Source organism: Niveispirillum sp. (genome assembly GCF_052437035.1).
Lineage (GTDB): Bacteria > Pseudomonadota > Alphaproteobacteria > Azospirillales > Azospirillaceae > Niveispirillum.
Window position 1 is genome coordinate 47,605 of sequence record NZ_JBQVOH010000006.1, and the last position, 18,054, is coordinate 65,658.

The 18,054-nt window shown below is 63.5% G+C and carries 15 protein-coding genes; 6 read left to right on the forward strand and 9 right to left on the reverse strand.

Going from position 1 to position 18,054, the window contains the following annotated elements:
- Positions 1–3 precede the first annotated feature (3 nt).
- A complete protein-coding gene (gene rutC / locus ACT6Q8_RS15810; RefSeq protein WP_444732942.1) occupies positions 4–393 on the forward strand; it encodes a pyrimidine utilization protein C in 390 nt (129 codons plus the stop codon).
- Entirely contained in the window at positions 393–1,184 is a 792-nt protein-coding gene (gene rutD, locus ACT6Q8_RS15815) for a pyrimidine utilization protein D (RefSeq protein WP_444732943.1), read from the forward strand. The genes rutC and rutD overlap by 1 nt, the downstream gene beginning before the upstream one ends.
- On the opposite strand, the gene ACT6Q8_RS15820 is transcribed toward rutD, so the two are convergent.
- The 3 genes from ACT6Q8_RS15820 to ACT6Q8_RS15830 form a co-directional block, all read right to left on the reverse strand.
- The gene (locus tag ACT6Q8_RS15820) at positions 1,169–1,474 is read right to left on the reverse strand and encodes a type II toxin-antitoxin system RelE/ParE family toxin (RefSeq protein WP_444732944.1); all 306 of its coding nucleotides are present in this window, start codon (positions 1,472–1,474) and stop codon (positions 1,169–1,171) included. The two genes, rutD and ACT6Q8_RS15820, sit on opposite strands and share 16 nt — an antisense overlap.
- Entirely contained in the window at positions 1,474–1,719 is a 246-nt protein-coding gene (locus ACT6Q8_RS15825) for a type II toxin-antitoxin system ParD family antitoxin (RefSeq protein WP_054168431.1), read from the reverse strand. Before ACT6Q8_RS15825 ends, ACT6Q8_RS15820 begins: the two co-directional genes overlap by 1 nt.
- 75 nt (positions 1,720–1,794) lie before the next feature.
- A complete protein-coding gene (locus ACT6Q8_RS15830; protein WP_444732945.1) occupies positions 1,795–3,720 on the reverse strand; it encodes a TonB-dependent receptor domain-containing protein in 1,926 nt (641 codons plus the stop codon).
- A gap of 237 nt (positions 3,721–3,957) precedes the next feature.
- On the opposite strand from ACT6Q8_RS15830, the gene ACT6Q8_RS15835 reads away from it, so the two are divergent.
- Entirely contained in the window at positions 3,958–5,124 is a 1,167-nt protein-coding gene (locus ACT6Q8_RS15835; protein WP_444732946.1) for a diguanylate cyclase, read from the forward strand.
- A gap of 106 nt (positions 5,125–5,230) precedes the next feature.
- Here ACT6Q8_RS15835 and ACT6Q8_RS15840 read toward each other — a convergent pair whose 3' ends face one another.
- Entirely contained in the window at positions 5,231–6,508 is a 1,278-nt protein-coding gene (locus ACT6Q8_RS15840; protein WP_444732947.1) for a virulence factor family protein, read from the reverse strand.
- Positions 6,505–9,081: a bifunctional lysylphosphatidylglycerol flippase/synthetase MprF gene (mprF, locus tag ACT6Q8_RS15845; RefSeq protein ID WP_444732948.1), complete on the reverse strand. Its 2,577-nt coding sequence runs from the start codon at positions 9,079–9,081 to the stop codon at positions 6,505–6,507. The genes ACT6Q8_RS15840 and mprF overlap by 4 nt, the downstream gene beginning before the upstream one ends.
- Before the next feature lie 132 nt (positions 9,082–9,213).
- Here mprF and ACT6Q8_RS15850 point away from each other — a divergent pair, with 132 nt between their 5' ends.
- The 3 genes from ACT6Q8_RS15850 (at position 9,214) to ACT6Q8_RS15860 (ending at position 13,283) form a co-directional block, all read left to right on the forward strand.
- Complete coding sequence (locus tag ACT6Q8_RS15850; RefSeq protein ID WP_444732949.1) at positions 9,214–10,542, forward strand: aspartate aminotransferase family protein; 1,329 nt, start codon at positions 9,214–9,216, stop codon at positions 10,540–10,542.
- Positions 10,543–10,648: 106 nt separating this feature from the next.
- Positions 10,649–11,731, forward strand: a complete 1,083-nt coding sequence (locus ACT6Q8_RS15855; RefSeq protein ID WP_444732950.1) for an exostosin domain-containing protein — start codon at positions 10,649–10,651, stop codon at positions 11,729–11,731.
- A 94-nt stretch (positions 11,732–11,825) separates the two neighbouring features.
- On the forward strand, positions 11,826–13,283 hold the full coding sequence (locus ACT6Q8_RS15860; protein ID WP_444732951.1) for an NCS1 family nucleobase:cation symporter-1: 1,458 nt from the start codon (positions 11,826–11,828) through the stop codon (positions 13,281–13,283).
- Here ACT6Q8_RS15860 and ACT6Q8_RS15865 read toward each other — a convergent pair.
- From ACT6Q8_RS15865 to ACT6Q8_RS15880, 4 genes are all read right to left on the reverse strand, one after another.
- Positions 13,280–13,909: a hypothetical protein gene (locus tag ACT6Q8_RS15865; RefSeq protein ID WP_156344805.1), complete on the reverse strand. Its 630-nt coding sequence runs from the start codon at positions 13,907–13,909 to the stop codon at positions 13,280–13,282. The genes ACT6Q8_RS15860 and ACT6Q8_RS15865 overlap by 4 nt on opposite strands.
- A 7-nt stretch (positions 13,910–13,916) precedes the next feature.
- On the reverse strand, positions 13,917–14,543 hold the full coding sequence (kynB, locus tag ACT6Q8_RS15870) for an arylformamidase (RefSeq protein ID WP_444732952.1): 627 nt from the start codon (positions 14,541–14,543) through the stop codon (positions 13,917–13,919).
- Positions 14,540–15,373, reverse strand: a complete 834-nt coding sequence (gene kynA, locus ACT6Q8_RS15875; protein WP_054169749.1) for a tryptophan 2,3-dioxygenase — start codon at positions 15,371–15,373, stop codon at positions 14,540–14,542. The genes kynB and kynA overlap by 4 nt, the downstream gene beginning before the upstream one ends.
- A 203-nt stretch (positions 15,374–15,576) precedes the next feature.
- A complete protein-coding gene (locus tag ACT6Q8_RS15880) occupies positions 15,577–17,973 on the reverse strand; it encodes a glucan 1,4-alpha-glucosidase (protein ID WP_054169750.1) in 2,397 nt (798 codons plus the stop codon).
- Positions 17,974–18,054: the final 81 nt, after the last annotated feature.

Here is an 18,054-nt window from a genome sequence, read left to right on the forward strand (position 1 = left end):
ACCATGCCCAAGCAGATCATCGTTCCCGAAGGCACGCAAAAGCCCATCGCCCCCTATTCGCCGGGCACGCTGGCCGATGGCGTCGTCTATGTCTCCGGCACCCTGCCGTTCGACAAGAATAATGACGTGGTCCATGTCGGCGATGCCGGCGCCCAGACCCGCCATGTGCTGGAGACCATCAAGTCGGTGATCGAAACGGCGGGCGGAACCATGGAGGATGTGACCATGAACCACATCTTCATCACCGACTGGGCCAATTACCAGGCCGTGAACAAGGTCTATGCTGAGTACTTTCCGGGCGACAAGCCCGCCCGCTATTGCGTCCAATGTGGTCTGGTAAAGCCCGACGCGCTGGTGGAAATCGCCACCGTCGCCCATATCGGGAAAAAGTGATGCATGTGGAAACCCATGGCCGGGGCGACAGGGACGCCCCGGTCCTGATCTTGTCGTCAGGCCTGGGCGGGTCCAGTGCCTATTGGGTCGCCCAACTCCCCGCCCTCACCCCGTATTTCCGCGTCATCACCTATGACCATCGCGGCACGGGGCGCACGGGCGGGACGGTTCCCGAGAATGGCGGGATCACTGCCATGGCCGATGATGTGCTGGACATCGCCGACCGCCTGGACGTGCCACACTTCAGCCTGATGGGCCACGCGCTGGGCGGCCTGATCGGGCTGGATCTGGCCCTGCGCGCGCCGGATCGCCTGGAAAAGCTGGTGCTGATCAATGCCTGGAGCAAGGCCGACCCCCATTCCGGCCGCTGCTTCGATGTGCGCCTGGAACTGCTGGAAAAATCCGGCGTGCCGATGTTCGTGAAGGCACAGCCCCTGTTCCTCTATCCCGCCATCTGGATGGCCGACAATGCTGACCGTATGGATGCGGAGGAAGCGCACGCCATCGCGCATTTCCAGGGTGCCGACAACATTCGCCGCCGCATCGCCGCCCTTCGCGGCTTTGATATCGATGCAAAGTTGTGGTCCATCCCCCACCCCTGCCTTGTCATCGCCACCAAGGATGACCTGCTGGTCCCCTACAGCCGCTCCCTGCGTCTGGCCAACGGCCTTCCCAACGCACAGCTGCACCTGACTGATTTCGGCGGCCATGCCGTGAATGTCGTGGACCCGGTCGGGTTCAATGCGGCGGTGCTGGGTTTCTTACGGGTGTCCGATCATGGTTCTTCGTAATAGGTCTCAACATCTCGGTGCGCCTCCAGGATGTTGATCACCTCCAACCGATCCTCAACATACTGAAAAAACACCACATATCCCCGAAACGGCGATGACCGCATGCCCGCGCGCAGTTCCGGACGGGGCCGACCCAAGGTACCGGGCAGCCGGGCCAGTTTGCGGCAATGGTCGCGGAGTGCCTCAACGAAATTGCGGGCTGTGGTGCGACTGCCGCTTTCCTGGCTGATATAACTGAAAATCGTAGTCAGGTCGGCAACAGCATTGGCGAGAAAGCTGAGCCGCCGCATCAATAGCCCGCCTGCTGTAACTTTGCCTCTTCGGCATCCAGGATCGCGGTCAACGCATCATCATCGACGGCCCCGCCCCGCTCAACCGATGCATTCAACGTATCGCGCAGCGCCTGCAACCGCGCCTCGCGCTCCTCCACCAGACGCAGCCCCTCGCGGATAACCTCGCTGGCGGAGCCATAGCGGCCGCTTTTCACGGCATCATCCACAAACGTCTCCCACCGGCGACCGATCGACACATTCATGCTGCCCTCCCTGGCGCTGATCATCACAGCATAACATGGATTGCGCATTCTTTGTTATCAACCGGTCGCCAACCCTCACATCCTGACGGTCAGCGACAGGCGCCAGGTCCGCCCTACCATCGGCTCATATTCCCCATCACCCTCGACAAAGAACCCCTGCGAATCGAACAGGTTCTGCACCTGGGCGCGCAGGCTGGCCTCCTGCCCCCACAGGCCGAATTCCTGGCGCAGGCCGGCATCGACCAATGTATAGGCCGGCGCATCGGCCAGATTGTCGCCGCGCGCCGTCGTTTTGGCGCTGTGATCCACGGTCATGTCGACAGACAGCCCCTCCACGATGCCCGGCGCATAATCGAGGCTGGCCTGCCACTGCATCCGGCTTTGCCCGACGGGCCGCCGCCCGATCAGGCCCCGTTCCACCTCGTCCCCTCGCACCTTCGGGTCCAGCAGGACAGCGCCCAGCACCACCGACAGCCCCTCCACTGGCTCCCCCGACAGCGATGCCTCCACACCCCGGTGTCGCACCTCACCCAGGAAGCCATAGCGGTCACCGGCATCCATCCCGTCATAGGGCCGGCGCACATCGAACACCGAACTGGTCAGCGTCAGCGGCCCGACAGCGGTACGCACCCCCGCCTCCCGCTGCGTCGTCTTCACCGCCGGCAGTACCGCATTGCGGTTCACCGCCGTGATGGGCGCCGATCCGCTTTCCTCTAACCCCTTGGAATAGCTGGCATAGGCGATGACGCCATTATCAAACCGCCAGGCCGCGACCGCATTATAGAGCCAGGGCTTGGACCCGCCCCGCGCCTCCCCGCCCGTGCCCGGTCGCGCGATCTTGGTATAATCGGCCTTCTGTACCCCGGCCCCCAGGTCCAGCCGCCCGTCCCAGGACAGGTTATAGGCCAGGCCCAGCGTATGCTGCTTCACCTCGTTGCGGTCCTGGGGCTGGTCGAACCGCACCACCGGCTCCGCCACATCGGGCCGGCGGTCCATGGCCCAGGGGCCGTAATCCACCTCGACATCCCCGCCCTTGCGGCTGCGCTTGGACAGGCCACGCCCGGCCAGACTGATTGTCTGCTGTGTCTGGCCGTCCACCCATTCATAGGCGACCGACGCCTCACCCGACCATGCCGCATACCGCGTGGCCGGCAACAGCACATGTAGCATCCGCCCCTGCCGGTCCTGATCGACCGACAGCAAGGCAAAGGCGTCATAGGGTAGGCGATGCACCGACCGGAACAGCCCTGCCCGTGCCGTCAGCCCGTCCATCAGTCCCGCATCAACGACCACGCCCTGGTTCTCTGTCTCATAGGCCCAGTCGGCCCAGGGCAGCGTATGATCGACGCTCTGGTCCACCCGCGGCGGCAGATAGGGGCCGTCGGGCAGATAATTGGGCACAACCTCGCTGTCATGCATCTGGTCCCAGTCGGCAAAGCCCGTGACCGACACATCCTCCGTTACCTGCCAGCGCGGGACGAAGCCGGCGGACCAGGATCGCTGATCCCCGCCGAACGCGCCATTCTGATCGGGCCGCGCTGACACGCCCGCCGACAGCTTGAACCGCCCATCCGCCGCGACATAGGCCGTGTCCAACTCCATGAAGGGCGATGTCCGGGGATCGATCCCCACCCGCATCTCCGCCCCCGTCCGGTCCGGGTTGCGCAGCGACAGGTCGGCAATGCCCGACGGGGCGGGGAACAGCAGACCGACAGTGTTCAACCCCACGCGGATGCTGGTCGCATCCACCACCCGGTCCGACAGCGATCCCTGCTGTGAGATGAACAAGCCGGCCAGACGGACATTGCCGGCACTGTCCGGGCTGAACCCGCGCACATTGCCGGCATCATAAAGGCCGATGGATTCGGTTCCGACGCGCAGGCCGAAGGCATCGGTGGCATTGCGCACGACGTTATCGTCGCTCTGCTGCGCCGTCACCGGCAGGGCGGACAGCAAGGCCAGGGCGCAGACGCCGCCCCCGGCAAAATTCCTGATGGACATGGATCACTGCCTGATTTTGTTCTGGTTGGTCGTTTACGGCAACAATAGGCCCCTCACTACCACAGGCTTTTTACATCCGCCATAGGATATATTCTTTGATCGGTGCAGTCATCCAACCTTGATCCGGTGATGGACCCGGCCTGTCCTTTCGGTCACCCTATGCCATTGCACAGTTTCGAAAGCTGCCATCCTGGGTTTACCTGACACTGATCGTTTCATGGGTGCAGGAGAACAAAGGTGGCAGGTGATCGCAATGTGGTGGGCCGGCTGACAGCCGCCTATGTGATCGCCCTGACGTTGATCGCCATCCTGTCGGGCGGCGTGCATCTGCTGCTGGACAATGTCATTTCCGAACAGCGTGACGCCGCCACCATCATCAATGTTGCGGGCCGGCAGCGCATGCTGTCACAGCGCATTTCCCTGCTAGGTAACGACCTGTACCAGGGGGATGAGACGGCGCGGCAGCCGCTGCGCGACGCCATCGCCCTGATGCGCCGGTCACAGGATGCGCTGGTGCATGGTGATGATCTGGGCATCTCCAACCCGCTCTCCCCCGATGCCAGCGCCCATTATTTCACCGGCCCCAGCCCGCTGGACGCGCGCGTCCGCGTCTTCCTGGACGATGCCGACCGGTTTGCGGAAACCGGCGACGAGACATCGTTCCGGCAGTTCCACCTGGCTGCCCGCGATACGCTGCTGCCCGCATTGGACCGGGCCGTGACCATTTTTGAGAATGAAGCCAATGGCCGCACCCATTGGCTGCGTCAGGCACAGAAGGTGGTGCTGGCCATCCTGCTGACCACCCTGCTGGCAGAGGCGGTTTTCATCTTCCGCCCTATGGTTACGCGCATCCGGCTTTATGCCGGTCGCCTGTTCGATCTGGCCAGCCGCGACAGCCTGACGGGCCTGCCCAACCGCCGTTTCCTGGTCGATACCGGGGAAGCGGCGGTGATCCAGGCCCGGCGCGAGGGCACGGAACTGTCCTGCCTGCTGGTCGATCTCGACCATTTCAAAGCTATCAATGATCAACATGGCCACGCCACCGGCGACGCCGTCCTGGTCCGCTTCGCCGAACTGGCCCAAACGGCCCTGCGCCAGGGCGATATGGTGGGCCGCACAGGGGGCGAGGAATTCGCCATCCTGCTGCCCGGCGCCGGTGAGGCGGGGGCTTTGCTGGTGGCCGAGAAGCTGCGCGCCATGCTGGATGCCGACCGCAGCGCAGGCCTACCCCATTTCACAGCCAGCATCGGCGCCACCACCCTGGCCCCCGGCGACCGTGGCCTGCCCGACCTGTTCTCCCGCGCCGACGCCGCGCTTTATGTCGCCAAGGGCCTGGGCCGCAACCGCGTACGGTTTGAAGCGGGGCACAGCACGGCCCGCACCGAGATGATGGAGATGGCGTAAGGCTGTCGCCCCCTCACCCTCCCAAATTTCTCCCCTCGCCCACGAACGTGGGAGAGGGGGGGGCCCGTCGGCGCCAGCCGACGGGAGGGTGAGGGCAACACGCGCATCACTTCCCCTCGCCTCCACCCCCCATCCTTACCCCCACCCCCGCCAATATCCGCGCCGCCAGCGCCTCATAATCCCCGTCGAAATGATGGCCACCCTCGGTCGCCACCACCTCCACGCCTGTACCGTTCAGCATCTCGCACGCCCCATCCGCATCCTCGCGCCCTTCAAAACATTGCAGTTTGCCGGGCGCAATGCGGTCCAGATCGGGCTTGGTCGGCTGGGTGCTTTCGCTGTTGGCGGTCAGGAACTCGCCCACCGTCACCTCGAAATTGGCCTTGGCCGACAGGGCCAACAAGGAGACCTGCACCACGCTGTCCCGCTGCTCCGCCGGCAGCAGGTTATAAAGGGCGGGCATGACATCGGCGCCGAACGAATATCCGATCAGCACCACCTTCTCCACGCCCCATGACTTGCGGTAATGCGCGATAAGGCGGGACAGGTCGGTGGCGCTGTCTTCCGGCGACCGCCAGGCCCAGTAATAGCGCAGCATGTCCAGACCGACCGTGGGCACGCCCTGGGCCTGCAGATATTCCGCGATATCCTTGTCCAGATCGCGCCAGCCGCCATCCCCGGAATAGACGATGGCCAGCACCCCGTGCCGGGCGTCCGCCGGCAGTTCGGTCAGCGGCAGGTCAGACAGTTCGTCCGCCCCCTGCGCGTCGGCCCGCCGCGTCATTTCCGCGATCAGCCTTTCGCCCGGCCGACCGCCGCCGCTGGGGCGCACCACCGGCACCTGCGCCCCTTGCGGGTTGGCGCAGAACGGCTTGGGCAGCGGCCCCTTGGCCTCGTCCACGGCGACCGCCCCCCCCAGGATGGCGGGCGTGCCCGTGCCGGCCATGGCCACCGCCATATCCGCCCCCGCCCCGATCCCGGCCAGCACCGGCAGCTGATAGCGTTTCAGCCCCAGCCCCCGCTGCGCGGCATGGGCCACATCTTGCAGGGCCCAGCTGGGGTCCACACATTCCCCATCCGCCGCCGCCACCCGCGCCGTCACCTCCTTCAGGTCTAGGCCGATGACGACAGTGCCCGCATGCACCAGACGGCGGGCCAGATGCAAGCTGCGCGTGTCCCATCCTTCCGGGCCGGACAGCAGCATGACCACCGGCCCATCCTGTCGCCCCATGGCCTGCATCACCCGCACGGGTCCCAGCAGCCCATCCACGGGCAGATGCACCCAGGAAGGCGCGATATCGTAACGATGCACCCACCAGGCGGGCACGGTCAGCGCCGCCAGCCCCGCGACCAGCAGGCCCATGATCACGCCGCGCATCGTCATTTCCCCACCACTCCCCGCAATCCGCCGGCAATCAGGACGGTAATATCGGCCAGGGCCAGCATGGGGTTCAACCCGCCCGGCACCGCCATATAGCGTGCTTCCCATTCCGGCCCGAACTTGGACTTGAAGGTGCGCAACCCGCTGAAATTATAGAACCGGTCCCCGCGTTCATAGACGGCCCGGCCCACCTGCTGCCACAGACCCACGGCACTGGCCGACAGGCCCGATAGCGGCGCCATGCCCAGGTTGAAGCGCTTGTATCCCTGTTCCTTGAACATCAGGATCAGGCGCATCAACAGATATTCCATGACGGCGGGCGGCGCCTTGCTGGAAAACCGCATCAGATCGATGCTGGCCTCTTCCGCCTGCCCGGTCAGCATCAGGCTGGCAAAGGCCACCACCTGCCCGTCACGGCGCAACACGGCGACGGGCCGCAGCGCGATATAGTCGGGAATGAAGGCCCCCAGGGAAAACCGCTTCTCCCGTACATTATGCGCCGCCATCCAGTCATCAGACACGGCGCGCAGTTCATCCAGAAGGGCCGGAACCCCCGCCGCCGGCACCATCTCAAACTGCACGCCCGCCTTTTCACAGCGGTTGGCGGAATTGCGCAGATTGGCCCGCTTCGATCCTTTCAGATCAAAGCTAGTGAGGTCCACCTGCGCCTCCTCCCCCAGCTTGAAGGCCACCAGCCCCATATCGGCATAAAGCGCCAGGTTTTCCGGGGCCACCTGATAGAACACGGCCCGCCCGCCCGACGCCCGCGCCATCTCCACGAACCGCCAGATCAGGGTTGCCCACTCCACCGAAGGCCCCACCGGATCGAACAGGGCGATCCAGGACCGTCCCTGGCGGGCATACATGATGAAGGCCTGACCATTCTCGGAAAAAAGCAGCTTCTTGTCGCCCAGCAGCGCCAGCTGCGCCCCCGGTCGGCGCTGCGCATCCACAACGGCCAGCGCGCGGGCCAGCGCGTCCTCGTCCGGGTCCGGAAGATCGGCCATCACGGCGGGCCGCAGCAGTGCCCACCCGGCCCCCAGCCCCGCCAGCAGCGCCACGCCCAGCAGGGCCCGCAACCCCCGCGGCGCCTCGCCCGAAAACTCGAACTGCCACCACAGATCATGGGTGTAATCGACGCTTTTATAGACAAAGAAGAGCACGGCCAGCGCCGCGATCAGCAGCAGGCCAACCGCCACCAGCCAGGGCCGCGTCAGGGCCGAATGCAGCAGCGAGGCCTTGCGCGTGAACTCCCGCCGCGACAGCAGCAGCAGGCCCAGCAGCACCGCCAGCAGCACCATCTCCGTCAAGGCCAGCGCCTTGGCCAGCGCCAGCACCATGGCCGCCAGGACGATGGACACCGCCGCCCACCACGCCCCGTCCAGCCGGTATGTCACCCCCCGCGCCACCACGAACAGCATCAGGCCCAGCACCGACGACAGGAAATGCGCCCCCTCGACCAGGGGCAGGGGCAGCAGGCCCGACAACAGGTCAAGGCGCGCATCATCGGCGGGCGTGACCCCGGAAAAGACCAGCATGCTGGCCAGCAGCAGGGTCAAGGCCCCCAGCACGGGCGGAGCCAGCCGGCGACCGGCCCGCACCACGCGCGTATCGGCCAGCATGACCGCTACCCGCCGCGTCTCCAGCAAGGCCACGGCAACACCCGCCAGCAACAGCGGCACGACGTGATAGACCACCCGGTACAGCAGCAGCGCGCCCAGCACCTGTTCGGTATCGGCCCGTCCCGCCACCGCCGCCATCACCACCGTCTCGAACACGCCCAGCCCGGCGGGCACATGGCTCAACACGCCCAGCCCGATGGCGACCGCATAGATGGCGATGAAGGATGGCAGGTCGATAACGGCACTGGCCGGCAGCAGCACCCACAGCACGGTCCCCGCCGCCGCAATATCCACGATGGTCGCCAGAAACTGGATGATCAGCAGGCGCGGCGCCGGCGGCTCCACCGACCAGCGGCCGATCGTCACCGCCTGATGCCGCCCCGACGCCACGACCAGAGCCGCCAGCAGGCAGAGGCCGACCGCCCCAACCCCATGCCCGATCCAGCCGGGCATCCCCATGCCCGTGACATCGCCGGCAATAAACAGGCCCAGCGCCGTCACCCCCGCCACGCCCAGCCCGAAGGTGGCGGTAACGAACCCGACGATCCGCGCCACCTCCTCCGGTTCCAGCCCGTGCGGGGTGTAAAACCGATAGCGGATGGCGCCCGCCGTCAGCGGCCCGAACCCGACCGTGTTGCCCACCGCATAGGCACAGAAGGAGGTGAGGCCGATCACCGGATAAGGGACCCGCCGCCCGACATAGCGCAGCGCCGTCCAGTCATAGAAGGTCAGGGCCAGGAAACTGACGCAAGTGGCGGCCAGCGCCACCCCCAGCGCCCATCCCGGCGTGGCACGCAGGGCGTCAACCACCTCCTGATACGAAATCTCCGCCGCCAGGTGCGACAAGGCCGTCCAGGCCAGCGCGCCGACAGCCAGGATGACCAGCCCCGTCAGCCCACCCTTGACCCAGCCGCGCCAGGGAACACGCCCCGCCTCACCCGCCACATCCGCCATGATCCGCGATCACCCCTCTGGACCTTGCTGCCTGCGGGTCCTTTCCGGTTGTCATCGGCCAACTTCCTGCACACGGCAAATTACTTCTATGTCATCCTATGCCCATCGTTAACAAGATGGAGCCACCGTGTCGTGACCGGAACCGCGCACCCGTCCACCAACAATCTCGATGCTTTCTGGATGCCGTTCACGGCAAACCGGCAGTTCAAGCAGACGCCGCGCATGCTGGTTTCGGCCAGCGGCATGTATTACCGCACCGATGATGGCCGCCCCATTCTGGATGGTACCGCCGGCCTCTGGTGTGTGAATGCAGGCCATTGCCGGCCGGAGATTGTGAAGGCCATTCAGGCACAGGCCGCCGAAATGGACTATGCGCCCGCTTTTCAGATGGGCCATCCTGGTGCGTTTGAATTCGCGTCACAGCTCACGGCCCTGCTGCCCGCCGGCCTGGACCATGTGTTTTTCACCAATTCCGGCTCAGAATCGGTGGATACCGCGCTCAAGGTGGCGCTGGCCTATCACCGCGCGCGCGGAGAGGGGCAGCGCACCCGCTTCATCGGGCGCGAACGCGGTTATCATGGCGTGGGTTTCGGCGGCATTTCCGTCGGCGGCATCGTCACAAACCGCAAAGCGTTTGGCACCATGCTGCCCGGCGTCGATCACCTGCCCCACACCCATGACCGGTCACACCAGGCCTTCTCGCGCAGCCAACCGGAATGGGGCGCTCATCTGGCGGATGAGCTGGAACGCATCGTCGCCCTGCACGACGCCAGCACCATAGCCGCCGTGATCGTCGAACCGGTGGCCTGCTCCACGGGCGTGCTGGTCCCGCCCAAGGGTTATCTGGAACGATTGCGCGCGATTTGCGACAAGCATGGCCTGCTGCTGATCTTTGATGAGGTGATTACCGGTTTCGGTCGCCTGGGCACGCCGTTCGCCACCGATTATTTCGGCGTGGTGCCCGACATCATTACCGCGGCCAAGGGCCTGACCAACGCCACCGTCCCCATGGGCGCTGTTTTCTTCCAGAAGAAGATCTACGACGCCTTCATGACAGGGGCGGAACATATGATTGAGCTGTTCCACGGCTACACCTATTCCGGCCACCCCTTGGCCGCCGCCGCCGGTCTGGCGACGCTGAAGGTCTATAAGGATGAAAGCCTGCTGACCCGCGCGGCGGACCTCAATGATTACTGGGCCGACGCAATCCATTCGCTGCGGGATGCGCGCCATGTCATCGACATCCGCAATCTGGGCCTGATCGGCGCCATCGAACTGGAACCCCTGCCCGGTCAGCCGACCAAGCGCGCCTTCTCCACCTTCCTGAAATGCTTCGAAAAGGGCGTCCTGATCCGCACCACGGGCGACATCATCGCGCTCTCCCCACCGCTGATCGTGGAGAAATCCCAGATCGATCAGATCGTGGAAACCATCCGCGACGCGTTGGCAGGTATCGACTGATAGACCGTTCCCTTTGGCCAGGATACGCAGAATCCAATATGAAAATTTCGGTCAGAACATGCGTATCCTGGTGGGAAGATACGGGTAGACAAGGAAAAATAGGCGCATGATTTTCGATCACAATGTTGAACCGCTGAAAGCGGCAAGACAGCGTCAGGCACTTGGCCTGTTACGGGATAGCCATACCCTTTACGGACTTGCACTTGCCACCTGCGCTACAGAGGCGGAACGGGAGTCTGCCCGTTATGGATTAAGACAGACGGCCCGCATTCTTGCCCGCCGGGATTGCCCTGCCGAATGGATTCTGACACGGCATTTCGACGATCAATCGGCAGAGCACCAGGAAAGCAGCCGGAAATATTATAACCGTTTCGAGGACTTTGCCTTGAGCGGCGTCAAGGTGGACAAGATCGCCGATCCCAATCGTATCCATTTTCCGTACCGGCACGTATTCTATAGCTTTAGCGACGAAGCGCAGGAACTGGAATATGTAAAAACCTCGTTCTATCGTGGCTTCTCCACAGTCATGATAAAATCTGACGAGTGGTATACTGCTGAAAACAATATCGACGAATTCATCAAATATGTTGACGTTGTTATTTATAGCTATTTCTCTGCTGAGATAGCCAAATACAAAAAGTGCATTTATATTCCCCTGATGTTCCTCATGAATGGCTTTCTGCCTCCCTCTGATGAACAGAGTGAGAAATATGATAGGCCTGCAAGCGCCCGACCCTACACATGGTCGTTCATGGGCGGCATCAATAAATCCAGCCGCAAGCAAATGTTTGATTCTATGCAAGCAGTCCCCAACGGCGCCCACCATCTGACCATGGGCTGGATGACGGAAGATGCCTTGGGCCCCCGGGATTACAGGAAGGTCATGGATAATAGCGTCTTCGTCCCATGCCCCGCGGGATGGAGCAATCTTGAATCCTACCGGGTATGGGAGGCTCTGGAGGCCGGATGCATTCCCCTGGTGGAGCGGCGGGAAGGGTACGATTATTTCTCCCTTGCGTTGGGAAACCATCCCCTGCCAACCTTCGACTGCTGGGATCAAGTGCCGGGATTCATCGCCGGCCTGGATCCGTCTGCTGTCGAAGGTTTGCGATCCACTTGTTCGGCATGGTGGAAGAATTACAAATTGTCACTGAAGGACAAGATCGCGGCGGAAATGCTGAAGCTGTAATCCGCTAAGGGGCCTCGGTCGCCCTGCCTGCCATCATCCGGATGGTCTCGGGCCAGATGCATTTCGGTTCAATCAGGAACGGGGGCAGGCGCACGTGACAGGAACCATCGACAGCAATTCGGAAATCTGGAACCCCGATCTCGCCCCGGTCCCGGCAGAACGGCGCACCTGGACCTGGGTGCATTACGCCTCGCTGTGGATCGGGATGGTCATGTGCATCCCCTCCTACCTTCTGGCCTCAGGCCTGATACAGCAGGGCATGTCGGCGGGACAGGCGGTGACAACCGTGCTGGCCGGCAACCTGATCGTGCTGGTGCCCATGGTTCTGATCGGCCATTCCGGCGCCCGATACGGCCTGCCCTTCGCCGTCATCGTGCGCTCCAGTTTCGGGACACGCGGCAATAAACTGCCCGCCGCCCTGCGCGCGCTGATCGCCTGCGGCTGGTTCGGCATCCAATGCTGGGTGGGCGGCAGCGCCATCTATGCCATCGCCAACATCATGACGGGCGGCGCCCTGGCAGGGGACAAGATCGCGGCGCTCGGCATCGATGGCGGACAGCTGACCTGTTTCCTGTTCTTCTGGGCCCTGCATCTCTGGTTCATCAAACGCGGGCCGGACAGTATCCGCTGGATCGAAACGGTTACCGCCCCCTTGAAGATCCTCATTATGCTGGCCCTGCTCTGGTGGGCCTGGGACAAGGCCGACGGCTTCGGCCATCTCCTTTCCGCCCCCTCTCAGTTCGTGACCGGTGGCGCCAAGGAAGGGCAGTTCTGGGCCGTGTTCTGGCCGGGACTGACGGCCATGGTCGGCTTCTGGTCCACGCTGGCCATCAATATCCCCGACTTCACGCGTTTCGCGAAAAGCCAGAAGGATCAGATGCTGGGACAGTCGGTGGGCCTACCGATCCCCATGGCACTGCTGGCCTTCGTCTCCGTCGCGGTCACCTCGGCCACCATCATCATCTATGGCGAAGCGGTGTGGGACCCGGTCGATCTGGCGGGACGGCTGGAGGGCATTGCGGTTGCCATCGGCCTGATCATCATCACCATCGACACTTTGTGCGTCAACCTGGCCGCCAACACCGTTGGCCCCGCCTATGATTTCTCCGCCATCTTCCCCCGCCATGTCAGTTTTGCAACCGGCGGCTACATCACGGCGGGCATCGGCATCGCCATGATGCCCTGGAAACTGATCGAGACGACCGACGGCTATATCTTCACCTGGCTGATCGGCTATGGCGCACTGCTGGGTCCGCTGCTGGGCATCATGCTGGCCGATTACTGGCTGATCCGCCGACAGGTGCTGAACGTCCCCGCCCTGTTCGATGCGCAAGGCGAATATCGCTTCCGGTCTGGCTGGAACCCTGCCGCCCTGATCGCCTTTACGCTCGCCGTGCTGCCCAACCTCCCCGGCTTCCTGCACGCTGCCTTCCCTGGCGCTTTCGCGGGCGTGCCGGGCTTCTTCGTCGAACTCTACAACTACGCCTGGTTCGTGGGGCTGGGCATTTCGGCGTTGGTGTATCTGGGGCTGATGCGGGGGCGATCCGGTTAGGGCGCTAGAAAGCCACGATCACCCACTAGGAACACTTCCATAAGCGTCCGATCCTTGGTCGGGTTCGGTTGCTCGTTCCAGGCACCACCGGAGGCCGTGACGCCGTATAGCTCATGATACAGGAAATAAACGACCGGACCCGGTTTCGGGCTTTTGCGACGACCACCATCAACTGCACGGCAATATGGGGGTCCATCTTCATCTAAAACAAGCCACTGGCAATCAGCCATGATCAAAGCCGACTCACATTTCGGCTTGCGCTCGGGCGGATAGGCCATGTGAACATCAAGCCGCTCCTTGCATTCCAGCACCGTGAAGAAGGTGTTTTCCACGCGATAGGTGGCACCGGTCGACAGCTCGCCGCGCGGTACCGCCATGAGATTGTGCATGCTGGCGACACACCGGTACTCCGCCGTCGAACAATCCCGCAATAACGGATCGTCTCCCCGCGCGGCTGGATCGAATGGTGAAAGAGTCAGAGTGCCGTTGCGGTAATATTCTATGTAGAGCCGGCTGGGATCTGCATAGACATAGTCACCGGGATAAGGGCGAAAGGTCTCGGCCTCGACATTTCCTGCCCAGCATATCATCGATATTGCCAACAGCCCGAAGAACCCGCGTCGCATACGCCCCTCACATCTCCCGAAGCACCGCCCTGACCGGGGCCGCATCCGCACCCTCCAACCGGATCGGCAGCGCGATCAGCTCATAAACCCCGTCCGGCACCCCGTCCAGGACCAGCCCTTCTAAAATGCGCATGTCATGCCGACGCACGGCATGGTGGGCGTCCAGGGTCTTGCTGTCCTGCGGGTCCACCGATGGCGCATCCGTGCCGATCAACCGCACGCCCCGTTCGGCCAGTGCCGTGATCAGGCCCGCATCGATGGCCGTAAAGTCACTGACCCAACCGTCCGGGAACCGCGCGAACGTATGCAGCAACACCCGCGTAATCCCCGCCCGCAAGACTGGCACCACATGCTCAACCGTGACCAGTCCGGCAGCCAGCGGCACCGTCACCACCTGCGCCGGCCCCAGATAGACCTCCAGGTTCAGCGCCCCGATCCCCGCACCATCTGCATCATAATGTAGGGGCGCGTCGGCATGCGTGCCAGTATGGGTGGACAGGGTCAGGCGGCTGACATTGACGGGACATCCCGGCCCAATGGCCCAGGTTCGGTCCTCCTGATAGGCGGTGTCGCCCGGCCAGACGGGGATGCCCGGCTGCACCTTCTGGCTGATATCCCAGATACGCCTGCTCAAATCGCCGTCCTCACACTCAGCAGTTCAGGGAAGAAGGACAGGCTCAACGCCTTGACCAGATAGGAGACGCCACCCGTCCCGCCCGTGCCCATCTTGTACCCGATGATGCGTTCCACGGTCTTCATATGGCTGAACCGCCATTGCTGAAACCGGTATTCCAAATCCACCAGCTTCTCGGCCAGCTCATACAGCTCCCAATGCGCATGCGGGTCGCGATAGACGGTGGACCACGCCGCCTCCACCCGCTTATCCGCCTGATAAGGCTGTGACCAGTCACGATCTAGCGCCTTTTCCGGCATGTCAAACCCCCGCCGCGCCAGCAGCGCCAGGCATTCATCATAAAGCGAGCGTTCATTCAGCGCCGCCGTCAGGCGCGCATGGATCTCCGGCATGCCCTGATGGACCGTGATCATCCCGGCATTCTTGTTGCCCAGCATGAATTCCAGCAGCCGGTACTGATAGCTCTGAAAGCCCGAACTCTGGCCCAGATGCGGACGGATGCGGCTGTAATCGGCCGGCGTCATGGTGGACAGCACGTCCCAGCCCTGGATCAGCTGCTGCTGGATACGCGCCACCCGCGCGATCATCTTAAAGGCCGGCCCCAGATCATCCTGTTTGATCTGCTGCCGGGCCGCCGCCAGCTCATGCAGGCACAGCTTCATCCACAATTCGGACGATTGGTGGATGATGATGAACAGCAGCTCATCATGCTCACCCGACCGCGCATGCTGACACGACAGCAGCGGTTCCAGCCCCAGATAGGCGCCATAGGACAGGTCGGGCGCCTGATGCACCCCCTCCTGGGACAGATCGACGGCATTGGGCTTCATGGAACCGGGCACCCCTAGGGATCAGTGTCGCCCGACCATTTCATCTGCAACGATTGTCGTCAATCACCAAGCTCGCTCCCTCACCGTCCCAAACGCTTGCGCGTTCAGGCCCCTCCCTCTCCCGCCTAGCGGGCGAGGGAAGAAGTTTCAGCCCCTCGCCCACGAAGGTGGGAGAGGGAGGGAACCCCGCCCCCCCGCCACCCTCACTTCCCGTACCGCGCCACCACCGGCGCATACAGGTCCCACACCTGTCGGTCGCGCACCGACCGCAGCAGCTTCACATACTCGGCATGGCTCCAGGCCAGCGGCGTGGCACTGTTGGTGCCCTCGCCCAGGTGATAGCCCTTGGGCATAACGCCGACCCCGTCCCACACCTGTTCGGGGATCATCATCCCCTCATTGGCGAACTTCTCCATGCCGCGGACATAGGTCATGCGGATGCTGTCCAGCTCTGCCGCCGTCATGCCGCCGGGCTTGGCACTGGCACGGGCCAGCTCATAATGCCCGCGCTCACCGGTAAAGATGGGCCAGACGCGCCCGCGCTGCCCCACGCCCATGCCGCCTTTCAGCTCGCCCGTGCCGTAATTGCCGCCATTGCGGATATCCTCGCCATAGCCGTCATTGCCATAACGGCGCCAGCCGGGATATGTGGCCGGGTCACCGGCAAACTTGAACTCATACTTCACGCGGAAATGGTCCGGGATGGACATGTCGTCCAGCTCACCCAAACTGTCCACGATGCTGTCGGCATTGGGTGCCCGCACGCCGTAGCGCACCAGTTCCAGGAACCCGCCATCCAGATAGACATTCTCCGTCAGGCCCTGCTGCCCATTGGCAGCATTCACCGGCCCCTTGTCATTGGGATTGTCGTTCTGGTTGACGCGCAGGAAGTAGCGGCCATTGCCATAGATACCGGTCGTCGTGAACATCCGCGCCTCGATGGCGCTATTGATGGCATCTGCGGTCGCGCGATAGGTCTTGGCGTCGTCGGCCTGGCCCAACTTGTCGGCGATTTCCGCCGCACTGATCAGGCCCGCCACGATGGCGGCGGTGGTGGAGGGCGAATGGCCCGGCTGTTCTTCCCAGCGTTCCTGCTGGCTGTTGGGCGGGGTGATGGTCTTGTCGTTCCAATCCAGCCCGATCTTGCCGCCCTTGACCAGGAAATCCGCCGCCGGCTTCAACATGGTCGGGTACATGGCCTTCAACGTGGCCTCATCCACCACGCCCGCCTGCCACAGCTTCCAGCCCAGCATGATGGGCATGGCCGTCTGATCCAACTGCACGCCAACCCATTCGATGGTGCCATCCACATGGGTCTTTTGCAGGAACCAGCCATTGGCGCCCTTATTGCCCTTGGTCTGGGCCGAAACCTGCACCGTCTTCAGATAGTTGAAGGCGGCCAGCGGCGTCTCCTTGTCGCCCAGCGCCAGCAGCGCCATGGCGCATTGATAGAAATCGCGCGGCCAGACGGCCTTGTACCCGGTGGCCAGCTTCTCGGTCGACACCGTATCGCCCCACGGTGCCGACAGCGACGCGATCAATGCGCCGGCATAGCTCTTGTCTTCCTGCGCCTTCAACACCAGGGCCGACACGAAGGCCAGACTGCCGCCGTCCGTCGCCATGGCCGCCAAATCCTTCAGCGGGGCCAGACCCTGGATATAATCTTCCCAGCCCACGGCCTCGCCCTGGCCGTTAAACTTGGCCAGCGTGGCGGCATATCCGGCCTTCAGGCTGGCATCGGCGACGGCATTGGCGGCGGCACGGTCGGCCCCGAACGCCACCACCACATCATAGGTGGCCTCCTGCCCGGCGGTCAGGGCCGGCAGTTCGCCCGCCAGCGCGACATTGCCGGCCTTGGACCCCGTGGTGTCATAAACGGTCAGCGCCCCATCCCGGCGCAACTGGCTCAACCCGTCCGATGCGCCGACAAAGCCGACGCTGGCCTTCACAAACGGCTTATCGGCCTTGATGACCAGCGTGTGCGTGCCCTCCACGGCGTTCAACGTGCCGCCGACCGTGTCGGCTTTGTCATTGCTGCCCGTGCCCGCCATCTGCGGATCGGCCAGCAGGACGGGCGTGATCCCCGTCTTCAGGGCGCGGAAAATGGTCCGCACGAACAGCGTGTCGCGGTCGGGATCGGTGAAGACATGCTTCTCGATCTCATACCGGCCCTGACGGTCACGGTTCACGATCCTGTAGGCCAGCGACAAGGGTCGCCCGGCTGCATCCTTGTGCAGGTAATCGACATGGGTTTCCATGTCGTCATATTCGGTATGGACGAACCCGTCGCCCTTCACAGCAAATTGCAGCTCGCGCAGCTGCGCCTCATGGATCATGCCCTGCATGGTCTCGGTAATGACACCATGGGCCAGCGAGAACCAGACCTTGGACACCGGACCGGTCACGCCGCCATCCTGATACCGGCCCTTCACATAGGCCTCGTACGAGGTGCCGATCCCGTCCTTGCCGGAATAGGAGAAGGTGGGCTTGGCCCCCGGCGCGCCCGGTGCCGTCGCGGCCAGGGCGGTGCCGCTCATCAACAGGGCGGCAAGGGTGCCAGCGGCGGTGAGTGCGGCGGCGCTGCGCAAGGTCCTGGACATGTCTCTCCCCAATCCAACCGATTTCCGCCCGGCTTCAGGGCCGGCGCGTTTATCGTTCATAGATCGGGTATCAACGCCGGT